The sequence below is a fragment of the Deinococcus sp. genome (assembly GCF_030523985.1).
In the GTDB taxonomy this organism is placed as follows: domain Bacteria; phylum Deinococcota; class Deinococci; order Deinococcales; family Deinococcaceae; genus Deinococcus.
In genome coordinates, this window is record NZ_JAUNHK010000044.1 from 2507 (window position 1) to 22554 (window position 20048).

11 protein-coding genes and 2 pseudogenes are annotated in these 20048 nt (G+C 65.3%); 7 read left to right on the top strand and 6 right to left on the bottom strand.

What is annotated here, in order from left to right; all coding sequences use genetic code 11:
• From Q4C89_RS08125 to Q4C89_RS08140, 4 genes and pseudogenes are all read right to left on the bottom strand, one after another.
• A pseudogene (locus tag Q4C89_RS08125) lies at positions 1–491 on the bottom strand (phenylacetate--CoA ligase); the annotation flags it as partial.
• A gap of 126 nt (positions 492–617) precedes the next feature.
• Complete coding sequence (locus Q4C89_RS08130; RefSeq protein ID WP_303102105.1) at positions 618–1145, bottom strand: ankyrin repeat domain-containing protein; 528 nt, start codon at positions 1143–1145, stop codon at positions 618–620.
• 101 nt (positions 1146–1246) lie between these two features.
• A complete protein-coding gene (locus Q4C89_RS08135; RefSeq protein WP_303102106.1) occupies positions 1247–1972 on the bottom strand; it encodes a ferritin-like domain-containing protein in 726 nt (241 codons plus the stop codon).
• 80 nt (positions 1973–2052) lie between these two features.
• Entirely contained in the window at positions 2053–4323 is a 2271-nt protein-coding gene (locus Q4C89_RS08140) for a catalase (RefSeq protein WP_303102107.1), read from the bottom strand.
• 358 nt (positions 4324–4681) lie between these two features.
• Here Q4C89_RS08140 and Q4C89_RS08145 point away from each other — a divergent pair, with 358 nt between their 5' ends.
• The 3 genes from Q4C89_RS08145 (at position 4682) to Q4C89_RS08155 (ending at position 8041) form a co-directional block, all read left to right on the top strand.
• On the top strand, positions 4682–5455 hold the full coding sequence (locus Q4C89_RS08145; protein WP_303102108.1) for an SRPBCC family protein: 774 nt from the start codon (positions 4682–4684) through the stop codon (positions 5453–5455).
• Entirely contained in the window at positions 5452–6630 is a 1179-nt protein-coding gene (locus Q4C89_RS08150) for a zinc-dependent alcohol dehydrogenase (RefSeq protein WP_303102109.1), read from the top strand. Before Q4C89_RS08145 ends, Q4C89_RS08150 begins: the two co-directional genes overlap by 4 nt.
• A 235-nt stretch (positions 6631–6865) precedes the next feature.
• The gene (locus tag Q4C89_RS08155; RefSeq protein WP_303102110.1) at positions 6866–8041 is read left to right on the top strand and encodes an acyl-CoA dehydrogenase family protein; all 1176 of its coding nucleotides are present in this window, start codon (positions 6866–6868) and stop codon (positions 8039–8041) included.
• A 66-nt stretch (positions 8042–8107) separates the two neighbouring features.
• Here the strand turns inward: Q4C89_RS08155 and Q4C89_RS08160 are convergent, their stop codons facing one another.
• Positions 8108–12040, bottom strand: a complete 3933-nt coding sequence (locus Q4C89_RS08160) for a hypothetical protein (RefSeq protein WP_303102111.1) — start codon at positions 12038–12040, stop codon at positions 8108–8110.
• Positions 12041–12308: 268 nt separating this feature from the next.
• Between Q4C89_RS08160 and Q4C89_RS08165 the strand changes: the two genes are divergently transcribed.
• From Q4C89_RS08165 to Q4C89_RS08180, 4 genes are all read left to right on the top strand, one after another.
• Positions 12309–13628, top strand: coding sequence for an SWIM zinc finger domain-containing protein (locus Q4C89_RS08165; protein WP_303102112.1), 1320 nt, complete (start codon positions 12309–12311; stop codon positions 13626–13628).
• Between the two features lie 398 nt (positions 13629–14026).
• Positions 14027–14590 carry a hypothetical protein gene (locus tag Q4C89_RS08170; protein WP_303102113.1) on the top strand — a complete coding sequence of 188 codons (564 nt, stop codon included), beginning with the start codon at positions 14027–14029 and terminating at the stop codon, positions 14588–14590.
• A 107-nt stretch (positions 14591–14697) separates the two neighbouring features.
• Positions 14698–18066, top strand: coding sequence for an AAA family ATPase (locus Q4C89_RS08175; RefSeq protein ID WP_303102114.1), 3369 nt, complete (start codon positions 14698–14700; stop codon positions 18064–18066).
• Positions 18067–18096: 30 nt separating this feature from the next.
• The gene (locus tag Q4C89_RS08180) at positions 18097–19248 is read left to right on the top strand and encodes a DUF3592 domain-containing protein (protein WP_303102115.1); all 1152 of its coding nucleotides are present in this window, start codon (positions 18097–18099) and stop codon (positions 19246–19248) included.
• A gap of 212 nt (positions 19249–19460) precedes the next feature.
• Here the strand turns inward: Q4C89_RS08180 and Q4C89_RS08185 are convergent.
• A pseudogene (locus Q4C89_RS08185) lies at positions 19461–20048 on the bottom strand (superoxide dismutase); the annotation flags it as partial.

The following is a 20048-nucleotide window of genomic DNA, read 5'->3' on the forward strand; positions in this document are numbered from 1 at the left end:
CGCTCGGTGCCGCCGCCCGACACGGGCACGGTGTTCAGGCCCAGCCGCCGCCCGCCCGCGTCGGTGCCGAGACCACCTGTGAACAGGCCGTAGCCGTAGGCGTTGTGAAAGACCATGCCGGGCCGCCCGCCCGCCGCATACAGGCTGCGGGCCACGACCTCGGCAAAGACGTTCAGGTCGTTGTCGTCGTAGGCCACCACCGTCGGCTTGCCCGTCGTGCCGCTGCTGGCGTGGATGCGGCGCAGGTTCTCGCGTCCCGTCGCCACCAGGCCCAGCGGGTAGTGGTCACGCAGGTCGGTCTTGCGGGTGAGGGGAAAGCGGCCCAGGTCGGTCAGGGTTCGCAGGTCGTCCGGGCGCACCCCCGCCGCGTCGAATTTGGCACGGTAGGCAGGAACGTGCTCGTATTGCCGCGCCACCATCTGCTGAAGCTGTGAGAGTTGCAAGGCGCGAAGTTCGGGCACGGGCATGGCCTCGCGCTCGGGTTGAAACAGGTCGGGACGGGACAAGGACAAGGCACCTCCGGGAAGGCGGCCCACAAAGAGGGGCCGGGTTAAGAAATGTGATGGCTTGTCCCGGAGTCTAGCGCCTAACGGGCGTTAGGTTGATGTCGTTCTAGGTCAGTGTTCTGGACGGTTGAGGAGCTGCTCCAACTGTGGCACGGTGTGGGGGGCGTTCATGGTGCGGGCGGCGTCCAGCGCACTCACTCCAGCCTCGTCGGTCGCGCTTGGGTCGGCGCCGTGGGCCAACAGCAGGTCCAGAATTTCCACCCGATCGAACATCGCTGCGAACATCAGCGCCGTGCGGCCGGTCGGTCCTCGGCTTTCCACGTCTACGCCGTGTTCGAGAAGAAGTTCGACCATTTTGCGATCCCCTTTGAACGCCGCCGCTTGCAGGGGGGTCTGGCCCATGTCGTTGAAGATACCGGCGTCGGCTCCCCGTTCCAGCAAAAGCTGGGTAGCAGCATGGTGCCCGTGATAGGTCGCCAGCATCAGCAAGCTGTCGCCCTTCTGGTTGCGGATGTTGGGCGGCAAGCCCTGGTCGAGCATCTGGCGCAACTGGGCGGCGTCGCCGGTACGAACCACATCAAAGGCACGTTGCAGAAATTCGAGAACCTGCTGGTCGAGATTGGAAGAAGGGTTGGTCATGGGGTCACGTCCTTGCTTGAAGAGTTGGGCTTCATCATCAGCAGAAACCCAGGTGTCCCGCAAGTCAGCCGGGAAGCACCTGGGCGCGTCAGGGGAGGAGTTTAACGGCGTTTGGCAGGCGGATAGACCTGCACGAAGGGTTTGCCGCGTGGCACGGTGTCGCCCCCGAGCAGCGCCAGCACGTCGGCCTCGCTGGGCAGCGCCACACCCGGCTTGAGGTAGCGGGCCAGGACCGGGCTGCTGTCTGCCGCACCGCGTGAAGCCGCCGTGGGCAGGGTGTCGCGGAAGGGGCCGTAGCCGCTGAGTTGCGACAGCAGGGTGAGGTGCTGGGCTTCGCTGGCGGCAAACTGTGCCATTGTCGCGGCAAGTTCGGGCTGTCCAGCGGCGGCGAGCTGATGGGTGGCTCCCAAGTAGGCGCTGGTGGACACGTCTTCGAGGTGCAGCGCGGCGTCGGCAAAGACTCCGGCGTCGGTCAGCACTCGGGCAGGCAGGCTGAAGCTGCTCGCCAGCGGGCGCCCGCCCAGCGAACGCAGCAGCGCGAGGTGATGGGCTTCTGCCGCCAGCACGCCGCGCAAATCCCGCCGGGTGCGGTCATTCATGAAAAAGCTGGCTTGACCGAGCACCTGGGCATAGAGCGTGACCGAAACGGCTTCGGCGGTGGCGGCGAGGTCCAGCACCGAGGTGGCCCGGCCCGGAGCAGGCGCACCGGCTCCGCCCAGGCCGAAGGCTTCACCGAAGCTGGCAGCGGCAGCAGTGCCCGCCAGCCCACGCAGAAAAACCCGGCGGCTTCCGACCACGCCCTGAGTGACGCTGTTGTTGGTGGTCATGGTTGTTCCTTTCTGAAAAATCTCGGGACTGAGGGGACGGGGAAAAGGGGGGTCGTCCCCTTTCCCTCACCCCCAGCGGCTCAGAGCTGCGGACGGCCCCAGAAGCGGTGCTGGGCCAGTGCCTTGACCAGGGCCTCGGCAGCAGCCTGGGCCTGCTTGTCCTGCCCGACGATGACGCCGAGGGCCGCGAGTTTGGCCCCACCCTCGCCCGCCGCAAGACGCACGCCCGCGACTTCGGAGAGGTTCTGCACGGGAGCGGCGTTGTCGGCCTGAGCGTTGCCCGCAATGCGTTGAAGCACGTTGCCGATGCCCGACCCGGTCAGGATTTCGGCCCCTTCACCTAGGCTGGCAACCGGCTTGGCGTGGCGGTAGGCCTCGACCACGAAGTTGAAGCTCTCGGGGTGCTGGGCCAGTTCGCGCACGGCAGCGGCGCCACCTGCCACCACCACGCCGTCGTAGACCACCGGGTCGGTGTTGGACAGGGTCGCCTTGGCTTCCACGCCGGGAGCAATTTCGCCCAGGCGGGGGGCCACGATTTCAAACTTGGCTTCGGCCTTCTTCAGCGCGTTTTGCAGCGCCTTGACACCCGCCGCGTCTACACCGTCGGCCACCAGTACGGCCACCTTGCGGCCCTTGGCGGTTTCGGGCTGGCCTTCTTCCATGCTCAGGGCCTTGGCCTTTTGCAACCCGCCCGAGGCGCTGGTGGGCGAAGTGGCGGCGGCGAGTAGCGCGGTTTCGCTGGCGCTGTCCTGCTGACCACCGGGTTTGACATCCGCCTGTCCGGGCAGCTTTTCGCCCAGACCCTTGGCGACCTGCGCCGCCAGCACTTCGTTGACCTTTTGCAGGTGGGTCAGCATCCGCACACGCACGTCGCGGATGGTGCACTTGCTGAGTTCGAAGCGCAGCGACTTGGTGATGTGCTCCTTTTCCACCGGGGTCATGGAGTTCCAGAACAGTCGCGCCTGACCGTAGTGGTCGCTGAAGCTCTCGGGGCGCTTACGCAGCTTGGAGCCTTCGACGGGGGCGGGGTAAGACACGAAGCCCTGGTCGCCCGCGTTGCCGGGTTTGTTGCCCGCCATCTGGTTGGGGAAGTAGGCCACCTTGCCCTTGTTGATGGTCATGCGCATGTGCCCGTCGCGCTGGTTGTTGCTCACGCGGATGATGGGGCGGTTGATGGGCAGTTCCTGCCAGTTGGGGCTGCCCAAGCGCGAAAGCTGGGTGTCGAGGTACGAAAAGTTGCGCCCCTGCAGCAGCGGGTCGTTGGTGAAGTCCATGCCGGGCACGATGTTGGTGGGCATGAAGGCCACCTGCTCGGTTTCGGCAAAGTAGTTGTCGGGGTTGCGGTCGAGCACCAGTTTGCCGATGCGCTGCACGGGCACCAGGTCTTCGGGCACGATTTTGGTGGCGTCGAGTACGTCGAAGTCCCACTTCATCGCTTCTTCTTCGGTGAAGATCTGCACGCCGAATTCCCATTCCAGCGTGCCGCCTTCGTCGATGGTGTCGAACATGTTGCGGCGGTGGAAGTCGGCGTCCTTACCCGCAATCTTTTGCGCTTCGTCCCAGACCAGACCCTTAACGCCCAGCACGGGCTTGAAGTGGTACTTGACGAGGTGCGCCTGTCCCTTGGCGTTGATGAGGCGGAAGGTGTGGACGCCGAAGCCTTCCATCGTGTCGAAGCTGCGGGGAATGGCGCGGTCGGAGTGCACCCACATCAGCATGTGCATCGCTTCGGGGGTTTCGGCGATGAAATCGTAGAAGGTGTCGTGCGCCGAGGCCGCCTGGGGAATCTCGTTGTGCGGCTCGGGCTTGACCGAGTGAACCAGGTCGGGGAACTTGATGGCGTCCTGGATGAAGAACACCGGGATGTTGTTGCCCACGATGTCCCAGTTGCCTTCCTTGGTGTACATCTTGACCGCGAAACCGCGCACGTCACGCGCCGTATCCGCCGAGCCACGCGACCCTGCCACCGTCGAGAAGCGCACGAACACGGGCGTCTTGACGCCGACTTCGGTCAGCACCTTGGCGTGGGTGTACTGCTCCAGCGACTTGTCGAGTTGGAAGTAACCGTGTGCGCCCGCGCCGCGAGCGTGCACCACGCGCTCAGGAATGCGCTCGTGGTCGAAGTGATGAATCTTTTCGCGGAAGAGGAAATCTTCCATCAGGGTCGGGCCGCGCTCGCCTACCTTCAGCGAGTTCTGGTCGTCGCTGACGGCGTGACCCATGTTGTCGGTCAGGAAGGTGCCGCCCTCGGTGGTGTTGGCGCTGAGGTCTTGCTGCTTGCTCTGGGCGTCCACCTGCTTCTGGGCGTCGTCGAGGGAAAGGGGAGTCGAGAGGGTACGTTTGGAAGCCATAAGGCACCTTCCTTGAGAATGAATGAACCGGGCGATACGGCACCGCTCCGGCAGACTTGGGCCCGGCGTAGGCTCCGGCCCGACAGAAACCAGAAAAAAGCTCAGCTCAGAGTAAGCGCGTCCCCGCAGCGTGTAAAAGCGGCAAAAAGCACGAAGTTCTCCTTTTTCTCTCACTTTAAAGATTGTCTAAACCCCCCTTTCTCGAGCGGTATAGGCGGCTTTGGAGGCCCACCGTTCACCTATCCGCCTGGCTTTCTCATGAAGGGCTGAACTGACCTAAATCCGGCGTGAAGGTGGGGAGGACTTGCAGCGGGGGCATGCCATCTTGGTCAGGAAAGACGTGACAGGAGGAGAAAAGATGACCGAACAGGCAAAAGCTGGCACAGGTTCCGACCTGCTGACCTCTGAGCGTGGCCTGCTGGGACTGGCCGGGGCCGCGCTGCTGACCCTGGGTCTCGGCACCCGCTCGACCCTGGGCAAACTGGCGCTGGGAGGGGCTGGGGCGGCCCTGGCCTACCTCGCTGTCAAGGGTGAAAACCCGGTGGCCCCCGCCCTCAAGATTGAAACCACCGAAGAAACGGGCGAAATCCTGATTCGGGAAGCCGTGACCATCGGCCAGCCCGCCGAGAAGCTCTACGCCGTCTGGCGCGACTTGCCCAACCTGCCCCGCCTGATGTCGAACGTGGAGCGGGTCGAGGTGCTGAGCGACACCCGCTCGCGCTGGACGGTCAAAGCGCCCCTAGGCCAGAGCGTGAGCTGGGAAGCCGAACTGACCGCACAGGAAGTCGGCAAACGCCTGGCGTGGCAATCGCTGCCCGGCGCGACCATCGACAACGGCGGCGAGGTGCTGTTTCGTCCTGCCCCCGGCCACCGGGGCACCGAAGTCGTGGTGCGCCTGACCTACAAGCCCCCGCTGGGGACCACGGGCGCAGTCGTCGCCCGCGTACTGGGCAAAGAACCCGCGCAGCAAATCCGCGACGACCTTGCCCGCTTCAAGGCCGAGCAGGAACTGGGCTACGCGCCCACCACCAACGGCCAGACCAGTGGCCGCCCTGACGCGGGCCAGAAGACCAAAGAGGAAAGTCCCAAAGCGCAAGCGGACCAGGCCAACCCCGAAGGAGGCCGAGCATGAAAGCGATTGTCTGGCAAGGCGTCAACAAGGTCGGTGTAGAGACGGTCCCCGACCCCACCCTGCTGCTCCCCACCGATGCCATCATCAAAATCACGTCCACCGCCATCTGCGGCTCGGACCTGCACCTGCTCGACGGCTTTATTCCCAGCATGGAAAAGGGCGACATTCTCGGCCACGAGTTCATGGGCGAGGTCGTCGAAGTCGGCAAGGACGTGAAAAAGCTGAAGGTCGGTGACCGCGTCATCGTGCCCTTCAACATCGCTTGTGGCGTCTGCGATCACTGCCAGCGTGGGCAGTTCGCCGCCTGCGACAACTCCAACCCCAACCACCGCATGGCCGAGGCGCTCTACGGCGCGACCAGCGGCAGCGCCCTGTTCGGGTACTCGCACATGTTCGGCGGTTACGCGGGTGGGCAGGCCCAGTACGTGCGCGTTCCCTTTGCCGACGTGGGGCCGTTCAAAATCGAGACCGACCTCAAAGACGAGCAGGTTCTCTTCCTGACCGACATCTTCCCGACGGGCTATCAGGCGGCGCTCAACTGTGAAATCGTCCCGGGGCGCGACGTGGTGGCCGTCTTTGGTGCGGGGCCAGTCGGCCAGTTTGCCGCCCGCAGTGCCCAGATGCTGGGAGCGGCGCACGTCATCGTGATTGACCGCGTGCCTGAACGGCTCAAGATGGCCGAGGCGGCGGGCTGTCAGGTCATTAACTACGAACAGGAAGACGTGCTGGTGGCGCTGCTGGAAGCCACGGGCGGACGCGGCCCCGACCATGTGATCGAAGCCGTGGGCATGGAGGCGCATGGGCACGGCCCCGGCGCGGCGCTCGACAAGCTTCAGCAGAACCTGAAGATGACCTTTGACCGTATTACCGCCCTGCGCTGGGCCATCCTGAGTTGTGCCAAGGGCGGCACCGTCAGCATCCCCGGCGTGTATGGCGGGCTGGTGGACAAGATGCCGATGGGCGCGGCCTTCGGCAAGGGTCTGGTCTTCCGCATGGGCCAGACGCATACGCACAAGTACCTGCCAGACCTGCTGGGGCGCATCGAATCCGGTCAGATTGACCCGCGTTTCGTCATCACCCACCGCGCCAGCCTGGACGAAGCCCCCGACCTCTACAAGACTTTCCGCGACAAGCACGACGGCTGCGTCAAGGTCGTCCTGAATCCCTGGGCCTGAAGCCCCTTCCAAAAGTCGAACACACCGCGCCCCTACTGGTTCTTCCGCCAGTCAGGGGCGCGGTGTGTTGAGAGTCACCGGAGGCGTGTCAGGTCGAATGGCGAACGGCCCTCGGCAGCCGTCATAATGGACGTCTACGAGAATTTCCCAGTCAGAGCAAGCTGCTGGCTGCCGTGTCCGAGACCGCTCGGTGCGGCTCTCCCGCGCATTCTTTCATTGACCCAAAGAGGTGCCCATGTTCGACTACTTCAAAATGCTCGACCTCGTTCAGCCCGACGAACGCGACGTTCACGCGGCGGCCCGCAAATTCTTCGATACCGAAATCACGCCGCATGTGGACGAATGGTGGGAAACCGAGGGCACGCCCGTGCGCGAGGTGATGAAGAAAATGGGTTCGCTGGGCCTGCTGGGGCCGACCACGCCCGAGCAGTACGGCGGGGCCGGGGTGTCGGGCACGGCTTACGGCCTGATCTGCTACGAGATGGAGCGCTGCGACAGCGGCGTCCGCAGCATGGGCAGCGTGCAGGGCAGCCTGGTCATGTACCCGGTGCTGGCCTACGGCAGCGAGGAGCAGAAGAAAGAGTGGCTTCCCGGTCTGGCGGCGGGCGACCTGATCGGCTGCTTTGGTCTCACCGAACCCGACGGCGGCTCCGACCCTGGGGCCATGCGCACCACCGCCCGGCGCGACGGCGGCGACTACGTGCTGAACGGCAACAAAATGTGGATTACCAGCAGCCCGCTGGCGGACATGGCGGTGGTCTGGGCCAGAACCTTCGAGAACGGTGATGACAAGGGGCAGATTCGCGGCTTCATCGTGCCGCGTGATGCGAAGGGCTTCTCGACCCCCAAAATCAAGCACAAGATGAGCCTGCGGGCCAGCCTGACCGGGGAAATTGTGCTGGAGGACTGCCGCATTCCCGCCGCGAACCTGTTGCCGCTCTCCGGTGGCCTCAAGTCGCCGCTCGGCTGCCTGACCCAGGCCCGTTATGGCATCGCCTGGGGCGCAATGGGTGCCCTGGAAAGCGTGCTGACCACCAGCACCGAGTACGCCAAGACGCGCACCACCTTCGGCAAACCCATCGGTCAGCGCCAACTGGTGCAGGACAAACTGGTGAACATGGCGACGCAGCACAGCCTGGGGACGCTGCTCGCGTGGCGGCTGGGCAGCCTGAAGGACAGCGGGGAAATGAACTTCGCGCAGGTCAGTGTCGCCAAGCGCAACAACGTGCGGGTGGCCTTGCAAGGGGCGCGGCTGGCCCGCGAGATTCACGGCGGCAACGGCATCACCACCGAATACCCGGTCATCCGGCACATGCTGAACCTGGAAACGGTGGACACCTACGAGGGCACCCACGACATCCATACCCTCATCGTGGGGCGCGACCTGACCGGGCTGGGCGCACTGGAGTAACGGGCGCACTCGCGGGTGTCCGGGATCTCGCCCACCTGAAATGGGGGAGAGGCAAGCACGGCCTCCTCAGCGAATCCTGACCTGGAAGCAGAGGCTGCCCGTCTCGCCCGCGTTCAGGGTGCCGATGTTGGCGCTGAGGGTGCCCTGACCAGAGGTGCCGCCTGCACTGCTGAGGCTGCCCGCGTCACTGTCGGCGGCGCTGCTGAGCAGGCTGGTCTCTCCGCCACGCGTCAATTTGATGCCCAGGCCCGTGCTGCTGCCCGAATCGTAGGCGTTGCCGACAACGGTGGTCGAGGCGGGGACGTGGTCGGTCAGGCGGTAATTCGCCAGGGGCAAGGTGCCGTAGTTGGAAAAATCTAGGCAGTACTCCAGCAACTCGCCGGGCAATCCCTGGGCCTGCTGGCCCGCGTCGCTGGCCCGCGTCAGGTTGCGAACCGACTTGCGGAGTTTGGGATAGACCACGTCCGTGACGGCTGGGGCCGAAGCAACCGGGTTCAATCCGTTGGCCCGTGCGACCACCTGATTGCTGATGGGTTGCTGGTTCACGTTGGGCGTGACTTGCAGGGCCGTCTTGACCTGAATGGTCTGGGTGGCTCCGGCGGCGAGTTGCCCCACGTTGAAGGTGAGGGTCTGCCCGCTCTGGGCAGGTTCCGCGCTCAGGGCGGGGGTGGCGGTGCTGGACACGTAGGTCAGGCCAGACGGAAGCTGGTCGGTGAGGGTGACACCGCTGGCCTCCGCCGAGCCGTTGTTGGTCAGGGTCAGGGTGTAGGTCAGCTGCTCGGCGGATTGGGTCACGGTGTCGTCGGTGGTGCTGGGGGTCACGCGCACGTAGCGGCTGTCCACAGTCTTGGTCACGCTCAGGGCCGGAGCCGCCCGGACCACCGGAAAGTCGGTGGGGTCGCTCGCGCCGCCAACACGGGGGTCGTCGGTCTTGAGGCCGTCACGTACAGCCGTGCCGGTCTGGTTGTTGATAAAGCCCACGTCCCCCTGGTTGCGAATCAGGTTCCCGGCCTCTGGTGTCACCTCGACCCGGAAGCGAACGACCACGGGTTTGTCGTTGCCGACCAGCACCAGCCCGTTGGCGACATCGGTGCCACTGCTGCGGATTTGCCGGGTCGTCGCGTAGGGAAAGGTGCCTGCTGCGGCGTCGGGGGTGGCGCTGCCGTTGGTGGTGGTGCTGCCCGGTACATAGCGCGTGCCGGGGGGCAGGGCGTCTTGCAGGGTGACGCCGCTCGCCGCGATGGTGCCGGAGTTGCTCACGGTGATGGTGTACTCCAGCGTGTCGCCGGGCTTGCTGCTGGTCGCTCCCGGTACGGTGACATTGCTAACCGTCTTCTGGCTGCTCATGGCTGGGCGCAGGGTGGGGTAGAAGCAGCTGCCCAGGTCGCTGCTGACGAGTTCGGTGGCCTGGCGAACAGGAGTGACCGTCAGGTTGGTCATGTCAACCTGAATGAAACGCCCCCCAGTGCTGATGGCATAGATGTCGGAGCCGATACCGATATCCTCGCCGTCGGGAATGGCCGCGAATCCGGCGTAATTGGCGCTGCCGATGTTAGCTGCCGCCAGACGCCCGGCGTAGCTGGCGACCGGACTCCCCGTCTTCGTGCCCTGAATCCGGAACAGGTCGAGGAAGTTCGAGCCGCTCGGGTTCGCCATCAGGTAGAGGTTGCCGTCGCTTCCCGAGATGAAGTCGCCGTTGAGACTCATGTTCGGGTCATACAGGTAGGGGGCGGGGGTCAGGCCAGTGTCCTCGCTGAACACGATGGTTTTGGCGGTGGACAGGTTGCCCCCGGTCATGCCGTCGAAGGTCCAGATCAGGTTGCTGACGCTGACATAGCCGGTACCGGTTTTGTCGATGGTCATGCGGACTGGGTTGACGGTGGTGGAAGAATCGGTGATTTTGCCCAGGGTACTCCAGACGCCAGCCAGCGCGTCGTACATCCGCAAGACGTAATCGTCGCCCATCGTGAAGACCCGGCTGCCGTCGGGCGACACGGCCAGGGCAGCCGTTTTGGCGTAAGGCGGAACAGCGATAGCGGGGCCGAGGGTGCCGTCGGGCGCGACTGGTCGGATGCTGGTCATGTTCGAATCGCCCAGGGCGCTGACTGTGCCGAACAGCCCATACACGGTGTTTTGGCAGGGGAGGGCACCCAAGACGCGGCTGACCGGAATGGTGTAGCTGGCGAGGCCGCTTTGAAGACCATCGTTGTCGAGCGAACGGTACTGAAAGGACAGATTGGAGGTGCCGCCCGCCCCGGTCAGGGGGTCGGGGTCAAAGGTCAGGCGACCGATGTCGGCAGACGGGATGACCTGACCGACCTTGACCGGCACGCCGTCGAGCGCCAGCACGCCGCCTCCAGGCAAGCCCTCGATGCGGTAGCCGACCACTTGACCGTCGGAGTCGCTGCCGCTGAGACTGGGACTGAGGCGAGTCGCCCCCATGTCATTGGTCAGGGGAGCGTTGGTCGCAGTCGCAGCGACCGGCGGAACTCCGATGCGGTCGGAGTCGGTAGAGGTGTTGTTTTCAGGGGTCAGGTCCACCATGTTGCCCGGCAGGGTCACCGTGGCGGTGTTGTCGGCAGTGGGGGCGTTAGACGTGACCTTCGGTGTAATGCGAATGTCGTAAAACTGCCCCGGCGCCAGGGTCGGCAGGGCATACCCGCTCAGGAGCTGGACGTTGGTCGGCCTGTTGGTCGCCGTGCAGGTGCCGGGGGTCTGATCGTTGCAGCCGATATAGAGGTTGCTGCTGTCCAGGCCAGCGTTGGGGAGGTCACGCAGCACGGCCCCGGTGACGGTGGTGGTGCCCACGTTGGTCACGCGGATGTAGTAGCGACTGTAGGTTCCTGCCGCGACGATATCGCTGCTGGCATCGGGTGACACGATGACTTGGGTGGGGGTGCTCGTCCAGTTGTTGGACTTGACGACCGTCAGGTCGGCGGTCTGCGGGGCCTGCACCGGAATGGTGTAGGTCGCCGGACCGGGGGTCACGCTGCCGTCGGCATTGCGGTTGGTGGTGCTGGCCGCGCCGTCGTTGTCGGTGGCGCGGTAGTCGAAGGTGGCGTTGCCGCTGAAGCCCGCCGCCGGGTCAAAGCTCAGGCCCGCCGGGTCGGTGATGGTCTGCCCAGCGGTCACGGGTGCGCCGCCGTAGAGCAGCACGCCGCTGGCGGGGTCGGGCAGGGTCACGACGGTATAGCTCACTACGGCGCGGTCGTCCGTTGCCACCAGGGGTTTCAGGGAGGTCGGCCCCAGGTTGTTCGTCAGCGTGTTCCCGGTCACGTCGGCGGGCACCGGGGGCTGCGGCGCGATGGTCACGGCGGCAAATTGCAGGCCCAGCAGGGTGGCCGACTCGGTTTGCGGGGTGGCACGGCTGCTGGCAACGTCGAACCCCTCACCGCTGCCCACCGGACTGGCGGCATACACCGCACCGACGCTCGCGCTCGCGGGTGTCGTCAGCACCTGAACAAACGCCACCACGCCTTCATCGGTGGTCGTGGCGGGGTCGTCGTAGGGCAGGCGCAGAGAGGTGATGGGCCCGGCGAGGCGCTCGCTGCTGCTGAGCTGGCCGTCGCCATCGGGGTCGGCGTAATAGGCCACGGTGGGGGAGAGGCTCCCCGCCGCGCTGCTGAGAACAATGGTCTGCTCGGTGTTGCCGTTGTTGACCGCCAGGTAAGGAGTTTCGAGGGGGACACCCGCGATCAGGGTCGCCGTAACGCTGGCCGTCTGCGGCGTATTGCCGGGCGCCTGCGTGCCGTTCATCAGGCCGTCGCTGCTGTCACGGTAGACAAGGTCGAAGCCGGGCCGCGCCGCCACCGTCGTGACCACCACGTTGGAGTCGGCGCTCGTCAGTTGTTCGTCACCCGCCAGGGGGTCGTTGAAGAAGGCCGTGGCCCGGTTTTCGATAGCTGTTCCCGCCCGCGTTCCGTCGCTGGCGGCATTCTGCGCGGCGGCGACCCCCAGAGCCAGGGTCATCAGGATTCCAAAACGGTGGGCGGTCCTCATCTGTGCTTCTCCTTACCTGCGGGTCAGTCGGGGGTGCCTGGAGGCAGCTTTCCCCGCCGCTACCGGGCCTTTACTCGGCGAATATGAAAAAATTCCTAAGTCCTCGGGGGCGAATCGGGATAATTCTCATATCCACGACCTTTCGGCCTTCTTACAAGGCGTCGTGTTTATGTGTTAAACATTACTTTCGCTGCGTCTCGTCTCTGGGGACTTGCTAGCAACAGGACACCAAGCTAGAATTACGTCATAAACATAAAAGGAGAGTTTTATGCCGCCCACTTTGACCTCCGAAGCTGTTCAGGCCCTCGCCCCCGACCCGGCCAGTCTCAAAGCTGGGCAAAAGCTCGCCAACCCCGCCTCTTGGCCTACGCTGGCGCAGGACGGTAACGTGCTGTGGGGCGAAGCCAAGGGCAGCGGGGCGCATCCCTACCTGGTCGCCGCCGACTTGCGAAGCGCCGACATCGCCACCAAATGCAGCTGTCCCAGCCGCAAATTTCCCTGCAAACACGCGCTGGGCCTGCTGCTGATGCATGCGGCGGGCATCGGCACTTGGCAGGGGGCAGCGGTGCCCGAAGAACTGAACAAGTGGCTCGAAGGCCGGCAGACCCGCGCTGAGAAAGCCGCCGCTCCGCCTACCGAAAAGAAGGAGGCCGACCCCGCACAGCAGGCCAAAACGTGGGCCAAGCGCGAAAAGAAAATGTCGGCGGGCTTGGAAGCCTTAGAGTTATGGCTGGCGGACTTGGTGCGGGAGGGGCTTCTGGCCGCCCGGGGGCGCGGCTACGGCGAGTGGGACGGTCAGGCGGCCCGGATGGTGGACGCGCAATTGCCCGGCGTGGCGCGGCTGATTCGTCAGATTCCCGACCTGCTCCACGAGGAGAGCGGCGAAGGGCTGACCGCGCATCTGGGTCGCCTGCACCTGTTGACCCAGGCCTGGAAAAACCGTGACCGCCTCAGCGAAGGCGAACGCGCCGACCTGCTGAGTGCACTGGGTCTGCCGCTGGACAAAGCCGCCCTGACGCGGAGCGAGACGGACGACTGGCTGTGTGTGGGCAGCACCACCGAGGAGGAGGGCCGCCTGACCGTGCGCCGAACCTGGCTGCTCGGCCTTTCCGGTGGCAGCGGTGGGGGAGAGGTTGCCCTGCTGCTCGACTTCGCTCCCCAGAATCAGCCGCTGGGGGCGAGCTATGCTCCGCTTCAGAACCTGACTGGCGCTCTGGGCTACGCGCCCTCGGCCTTTCCGCAGCGGGCGGTGCTGGAAGGAGCATTGGACGGTGGCTTTGGCTCTCTGCCTGCCCGCTCCCTCACGCTGAGCGACCTCGCGCAGCAGTGGGCACAGGCGCTGGCGAAAAATCCCTGGCTGGAGCGGCTGGGGGTGCTGCTGGGGCCAGTGTACTTCTCGGAAAACCAGCTCTGCGACATGGATGGTCATGCCGTTGCACTTTCGGGCACGGTACGGAGTGACGAAGTGTGGCGCTTTCTGGCCCTGGCCGACACCGAACCCGCCTACGTCTTCGGGGAGTGGGACGGCGTGGCTTTCTTGCCGCTGACTGTGACGCCGCAGAGCGGGGCAGCCCCAGCCTTCACCTGACCTTGAAGGAGCAGGACGGGCGGCAGGATTTTGAAAAGGAAAGCCTCTAGGCCGCTCTGCACGGCAAAAACCGGGCGGAGGCTGGGTAAGTTTTGCAAAACTTGCAACAAATAGCCCTGAAATAGAAGGTTGACTGCTCCTTCACGGTTTACGGGACTGCGTAGAGTGCATCTGGGGAGGCAAAGCCGACCCCTCCTGGTGCAAGGCTGTTAATGCCGTATCGGTTCGCCCACCAGGACGATAGAACGCCTTTCTGCTTACTGCCGTATCCAGAGGTGATCCATGAATATGTTCCTGGAGAAGTCTGCCCAGCAGCCCTCTGGCAAAAGTCGCCCATTCCTTTCGGGTTGGCCCGCCCTCACTCTCGCCAGAAGTGCACCAATTCGTGGAGGTTCCCTATGCAGAGACTCATACCCCTGACGAAAAGACTGGCCCCCCTCTTTCTTGGCATGGCCCTGCTTTCCCCGGTGGCACAGGCTGTGACTTTCAAAACCACCAAAACCGACATCTTGAGCCTGCGTGAAGGCTCGGTAAGAATGCCGTTTACCTTCCGGTACTCTATTGAGTGGAGTAAGTTCCGGTCCGGGAGCGTCATGGACGGGTATTTTCAGCGCATGATGAGCATTGCTAAGAGTAAGGTGAACAGTCGAACCGGCTGCCAGACCACCGACTCCAGCCGCTCCGTGTACTTCCTGCCGGGCACCACCGAGAGCGACTTCCGTGCCTACGAAAAGACGTTCGTGAGCCGTATGCAGGTCGCGCAGGGCAACTATCCAGCGGCCAAGCTCATGGGCCAGTACGATTTCAGTTTTCCCTCGGACAAGATCAACGGGAGAATGTACATCCTGTCGGCAGGTGACAATGCTGGGCGTACCAGTTACCGTCACATCCACCTGTTTGCGTTCATGTATGACGTCCCTGGGAAACAGAATATCGTGCTGGGTTGCGCCGCAACGTACTAGAAATCTAGAAATAAAGTGCAGCCAAACAGAGCAGGAGTGACCTCGGGTGACGCCCCCTTAAGTTACTCAAGTCTATTCCCGCGCGACCATAACCCTATGCTGTGGGTATGACTTTGAGTCAACTCCGGCGCATCGTGGTGCGCGGTGCGGGTGTCAGTGTTGTGCTGTGCGGCGAGGCGGGCCTGGGCAAGTCCTACCGGGCCAGACGGGTGCTGAGCGACCTGAGCGCCCGTCAGTTTTCCTTTTCGGCGCAGTGGCCGCTGGCCCGTCTGGTGGGGTCGCTGCCCGCCGCGCCGCAGGAACCGCAGTGGGCGACGGCCCTGCTGGAGCGGCTGTCACGCGGCGAGCGCCTTCCCCCGGCAGACGCGGCGCAGGCGGTCTACCAGCGGCTGAGTACCCACGCTCCCGCGCTGCTGCTCATAGACCATCTGCACCGGGCCAGTCCCGACGCGCTGGCTTTCTGGGAAGCCCTGGGCAAGCAGGTGCGCGGCGGGCGGGGTGTGGGCCTGCTCGCCCTGACACGCGGGGAGCCTTTGCCAGACTGGACGGTGGAGCGGGTTGAGCCGCTGACCCGTGAGGAGAGTGACGCTGTGCTGCGCGAGAAACGCCCCGACCTCTTCAGCCCGCTGCTGGCCGAGCGGATTTATGGGCAGGCACGGGGGCATCCGCTGTTCACGCTTGAATTGCTGGAGCATCTGACTGCGACTGGCGTTCCCTCCAGCGCAGAGGAGTGGCCCGCGCTGAGCGGCCCGCTGCCCATGTCCTTGCAGGCGTTCGTACGCTCGCAGTTGCCGCCCAGCCTGTCACCGCCCCTGCAACTGGCGCTGGCGAGGGTGCTGCTGCGGGCCGATATGGACGGGCATCTGGTGGACGGACAATCCACCGGGCCGCAGCTGCAAGCCGAAGCCGCTGAACTGGTGCGGTGTGGGGTACTGCGGCAGGGTCAACTGGCCCACCCGCTCTACCGCGAGGCGCTGCTGCCCCTGCTGTCGCCCGACGTAGGGGCCGCCGCGCTGGATGAAGTGCTGCAGGACGAAGGGCTGGGCGACGCCGCGCTGGTGGCCCGCTTTGCCCGGTCCTGGCCTCTGCCGCCGCAGGTGCAGTTGTCGCTCTACCGCCGCGCCGCCGAACAAATGGAAGAACGCGGCGAACTCACCCGCGCTGCCGGATTCTGGGAGCAGGCCGCCGAGTTATGCCCGGCAGAGCGGGCGGCGTGGCTGTACCGGGCCTCGCGCCTCTACGAGTTCTACCCGTTTCAGCCGGGCCTGCACCTGCGTAGCCTGCGGGCCATGCGCGGGGCAGTCGAGGCGGCAGGCGAGGGCGTTCCGGAGGCGTGGCTCAGGCGACTGGTGACGTGGCAGGCCATCGGGCGGCGTCCGCTGGAAGACCTCGCCGCGTTGCTGCCGGGTGAGCTGGACGATTGGCGTCTCACCTACCTCTACGGGCAACTCAGCGGGGCCGACATTGCGGATGGGGGCATCTGGGAAGCGTGGCAGGCCCTGAGCGACGAGCAGCGGGCCACCGCTCCGGCAGAGGTGCTGGCGGGTGTGGCTCATGCCGAAAGGACGCCGCCCGATGAGGTCGCCCGGCTGTGGCCGCAAGCCATTGCCCGTGCCCCGGACGCCCTCTCCCGCTTGCAGTGGCGCGGGATTGCCGCCTATGAACCCTATTTCCGGATGCAGAACGCCATTTCACTGCGCGAGTTCGACGCGGTGGTGGAGGAACTGGAAATGTTGCAGGCGGAAATCCGCGCCCAGGAAAAGCCCATTTCGCTGGATGACCGGCTGGCTGCCGACCGCGCCGAGCAGCTCATCCAGACCTTCAACCGTGCACGCGCCGTGCTGCGGTCGCGTCTGGGTGATGTGGCGGGCGCAGCGGCGCTGAGGCCCTCGGTGCTGAAGTACGCCCGTGAGCGCCAGGCGCTGACCTTCTATGTGGGCACCCTGTACCGCGAGGGTTGGGAAGACGTGAACCGGGGCCGCTTTGAGGAGGCGCAGCGGCTGCTGACTGAGGCACACTCCACAGGTCGTATCCGGGGCGGGGTGGTCATGGCCCTGATCGACCTTTATGTCCACTGGAACCGGGAGGAGCAGGCGCATCTGCTGGTTCATGCGGTCACCGAACTGCGTGAGCAGATGCAGACCCAGACACAACTCCAGGAATACTTCATGCTGGCGCTGGGCCTGAGCGCCTGTGGCGACTGGGCCGAGGCCATGTCGCTGCTGGAAGAAGGTGAGCGGCAAGCCAGGGAAGCCGACGTGGGCCACGCCCTCGACTACGGGCTGTGGATTCGGGCCTTCTGGCACGGTGAACAGGGGCAGCAGACACAGGCGGCGCGGCTGGCGACTGAAGCGGCAACGTCGGCGCGGTCGCGTGGCCTGGAGCGGGAAGCGAACCGCTACGCGCTATGGGCGACCTTCTACGCGGGGGATGAGGTGGCCTACGCCGCTGCTGCCGCCAGGGTGCGCGAGCAGGGAGACCTGGGCCACCTGCACGCCGTGGAGTCGCGCCGTTCGGTCAGTTTGCCCGTCAGCCGGGCGCATCTTCAGATTCTGGGAGTTCCCCGCCTGCTGGACGCGGGGGGGCAGCCGCTGCGCTCGCCCGCCGGACTGCGCCTGCTGACCGCATTGCTGCACGCCCGGCTGCTGGGCGAGACCGACGTTTCGGCCAATGACCTCGCCGGACAGCTTTATCCGGAGGTGGCAACCGAGCAGGCCCGCCGCAACGTGCTGCGCCTGATTCGTCAGCTCTGGGCAACACTGGGGCCGGAAGTGGTGCTTCAGAGCGGCGACGGCTACGCGCTGGGCGCGGTCAGCAGCGACGCCGAACTGTTTCTGAACGAGGGCGCTTCTGACCTGTGGCGTGGTCCCCTGCCGCTGAGTGCCGAGCCACGTGGTGAGGCGGTGGCGGCCCGCCTGCTGGCGCGTTTGCGTGATTGTGTGCTGGCCCTCCTCACTGAGAACCCCGCCCAGGCAGCGCGGCTGGCTGGATACCTCAGCGAGTCTGAACCCTACGATCTCGCGGCGCTGCGCCTGTTGCTGCACGCCCATGACCTGGCGGGTCAGTCGGCCCAGGCGCGGGCGGCGTATGCCAGAGCCAGGGACACTTTTGCCGAGGTGGACGAGCCGCTTCCCGCCGATTGGCGCGAGTTTCTCGGCGGGTCGGACGCCGTGCCTGTCCTGCAAAGAACCTCGGTGCCCTCGGCTCGCGCTGCCAGCCGCGCCCGCGCCCTGCACGTTCACCGCTCTACCATCGCCCGCTGGGACAACGGGCAGACCCGCCCCGGTCGGGTGGGCCGCCCCCCCCGCTTGACGCCGGAGCAACTGGCCGAGCTGCGCCGGGTCATGGCAAAGCCGCCTGCCGAAATCGGGCTGCCCGGCAACCGCTGGAACCTCGCGCTGGCCGCCGAATACGTGGCGCGGCAGTTCGGCCATCAATTGAGTCAAGCGCAGCTTTCACGGCTGCTGCGGCGCTGAAAGCACCAGAAAAGAATCAGGAGGCTCGCTATGACTGAACCTGCTCCTTCTCCCGTCCAGAACCAGCGCAACGTCAATGTCAATCGTGGGGCGCTGGTGGTGGCCCTCCTTACGCTGCTGCTCACCGCGCTCGGTTTTCTGGGGGTGGGTCTAAGAGGCATCCAGGACATCAGGCAGGCACGGCACTGGCCGACGACCACCGGCACCGTCTTTCGCAGCGGGGTGGCGGAGAGAGGAGACAGGTACGCGCCCGATGTGGCCTACCGCTACGCCGTGGCGGGCACCGAGTATCAGGGTACGCAGCTCCAGCTGACCCTCTTCCAGTCCGAGACTTCCGACCGGGCCGCCGTCGCCGCGCGAGTGGCCCGGTATCCGCTGGGGGAGTCGGTCACGGTGCACTACGATCCGGCTCGCCCGGCCCGAAGTGCCCTGGAAATTCCGGCTCAGGCTCCGGTGTGGCCGCTGCTGCTGGGGGCGGGGATGCTGCTGCCCTTCGCCCTGCTGCTGTGGCTGTGGCGGCGCGGTTACCTGAACACGCTGATTCAGACAGGCAGCGTGGGGAAGCGCTGGGTCTGGACTCCGCAAACAGGTGTCAGGGTCGCGGAGGACAGCCCCCCACCTCCTCCCACTCCGCTTATCGGGCACGTGCAGGATATTTTGCGAACCGGCCAGTTTTCGGCGGAGTGGACCAGCACGGGCCGCCACCGGAACCGGACCGTTCAGTTGCTGGCATCCCTGTTCCTGACCGTCTTTATGGGCGGGGCCAGTGTGGTGGCGTGGCAGCGCTATGCGGCCCAGAACGAGGCCGTCCGCGTGGCGCGGGCCACTTGGCAGACGGTGAGCGGGCGCGTGGTGTCCAGCGAGGTCGTCTCGCGCGGCCCCAACCAGTACCGCCCCGTCGTGACTTACGAATACTGGGTCGGCGGCAACGTCTACCGCAGCAGTGGCCTGGACTTGGCCGACGATACCTGGAGCACCAGCAACTCCCAGGGCGTGACCAAAGAAGTCGCGGCCCATGGGCCGGGTGCTGCCGTCACCGTTCACTACGACCCCGCCGACCCGCAGCGCAGTGCGCTGGAACTCCGTGACCGTGGCGGCAGCGGCTGGCGGTTGCTCGGTCTGATTACTGGCGGGTTGGCGCTGCTGTGCCTGCTGGCAGCGCTGGATGCCCTGCGGCGCTAGGACACTGTTGCCTGAATGTGCAGACCGAAGCCCGAACCCACAAGAAAAGATGCCCGCGTGCGGGAGGGCACACGGGCATATTCGGGGAAGCTAAGCGGGATGATACCGCCCTGAAAAATAGTCTGCGTATGCGAACTGTTTTTCCGAACGGAGTGAGCAGGAGAAACTACGGGTCTGGGCGATGCGGAGTAAAGCCCAGACCCGTATGAGATTTAAAACTTGGCGAAACGGGTCAGTTTGAAGGGCGTTTCAGGGGTGCCGCCCATGCGGTCGAGTTGTGCTTGCGTGACCACGAGGTCGTTGCCGATGCGGGCCAGCGTCGCCGGGAAGCGCAGGCCCGCCAGCGGTTCTTCCTTCACCAGTTGACCGCTGCCGTAGTCGGCGCTGAGGCTGACCTTGCTGACCACTTGGTCCTTGTTGCGGGCCACGTACAGCGAGCGTCCGTCGAGCAGTAGACCGTCACCGTTTTGCAGGCCGCCCAGCACCTTTTTCACAGCTTTGGTGCGCAGGTCGATGCGCCACAGGTCGCCCGTGTTCAGTTGCATCGCCAGCAGGTATTTGCCGTCCGGGGTCGCCACGATGCCGTTGAGGTTCACGCCGGGGCCGTACTTGATGGGCGTCCCACTCAGGTCGAGCCAGGCGGTGAGGTTCATCGCCTTGTCCACGCGGAAGATGACCGGACGCGACGAATCGGTCACGTAGACGTTGCCGTCGGGGGCCAGCACCAGATCGTTCACGTAGGGGCGAGGCGACTTCGGCGTTTCCAGCACCTTGAGCGTCATGCCGTCGGGGGAGAGGAC

Excerpts from the sequence above, each read along its gene's own strand:
- Q4C89_RS08140 (WP_303102107.1), bottom strand. The coding sequence starts at position 4,323 with ATGGCTTCCAAACGTACCCTCTCGACTCCCCTTTCCCTCGACGACGCC.
- Q4C89_RS08165 (WP_303102112.1), top strand. The coding sequence starts at position 12,309 with ATGCCGCCCACTTTGACCTCCGAAGCTGTTCAGGCCCTCGCCCCCGAC.
- Q4C89_RS08155 (WP_303102110.1), top strand. The coding sequence starts at position 6,866 with ATGTTCGACTACTTCAAAATGCTCGACCTCGTTCAGCCCGACGAACGC.
- Q4C89_RS08160 (WP_303102111.1), bottom strand. The coding sequence starts at position 12,040 with ATGAGGACCGCCCACCGTTTTGGAATCCTGATGACCCTGGCTCTGGGG.
- Q4C89_RS08170 (WP_303102113.1), top strand. The coding sequence starts at position 14,027 with ATGCAGAGACTCATACCCCTGACGAAAAGACTGGCCCCCCTCTTTCTT.
- Q4C89_RS08130 (WP_303102105.1), bottom strand. The coding sequence starts at position 1,145 with ATGACCAACCCTTCTTCCAATCTCGACCAGCAGGTTCTCGAATTTCTG.
- Q4C89_RS08135 (WP_303102106.1), bottom strand. The coding sequence starts at position 1,972 with ATGACCACCAACAACAGCGTCACTCAGGGCGTGGTCGGAAGCCGCCGG.
- Q4C89_RS08175 (WP_303102114.1), top strand. The coding sequence starts at position 14,698 with ATGACTTTGAGTCAACTCCGGCGCATCGTGGTGCGCGGTGCGGGTGTC.
- Q4C89_RS08150 (WP_303102109.1), top strand. The coding sequence starts at position 5,452 with ATGAAAGCGATTGTCTGGCAAGGCGTCAACAAGGTCGGTGTAGAGACG.
- Q4C89_RS08145 (WP_303102108.1), top strand. The coding sequence starts at position 4,682 with ATGACCGAACAGGCAAAAGCTGGCACAGGTTCCGACCTGCTGACCTCT.
- Q4C89_RS08180 (WP_303102115.1), top strand. The coding sequence starts at position 18,097 with ATGACTGAACCTGCTCCTTCTCCCGTCCAGAACCAGCGCAACGTCAAT.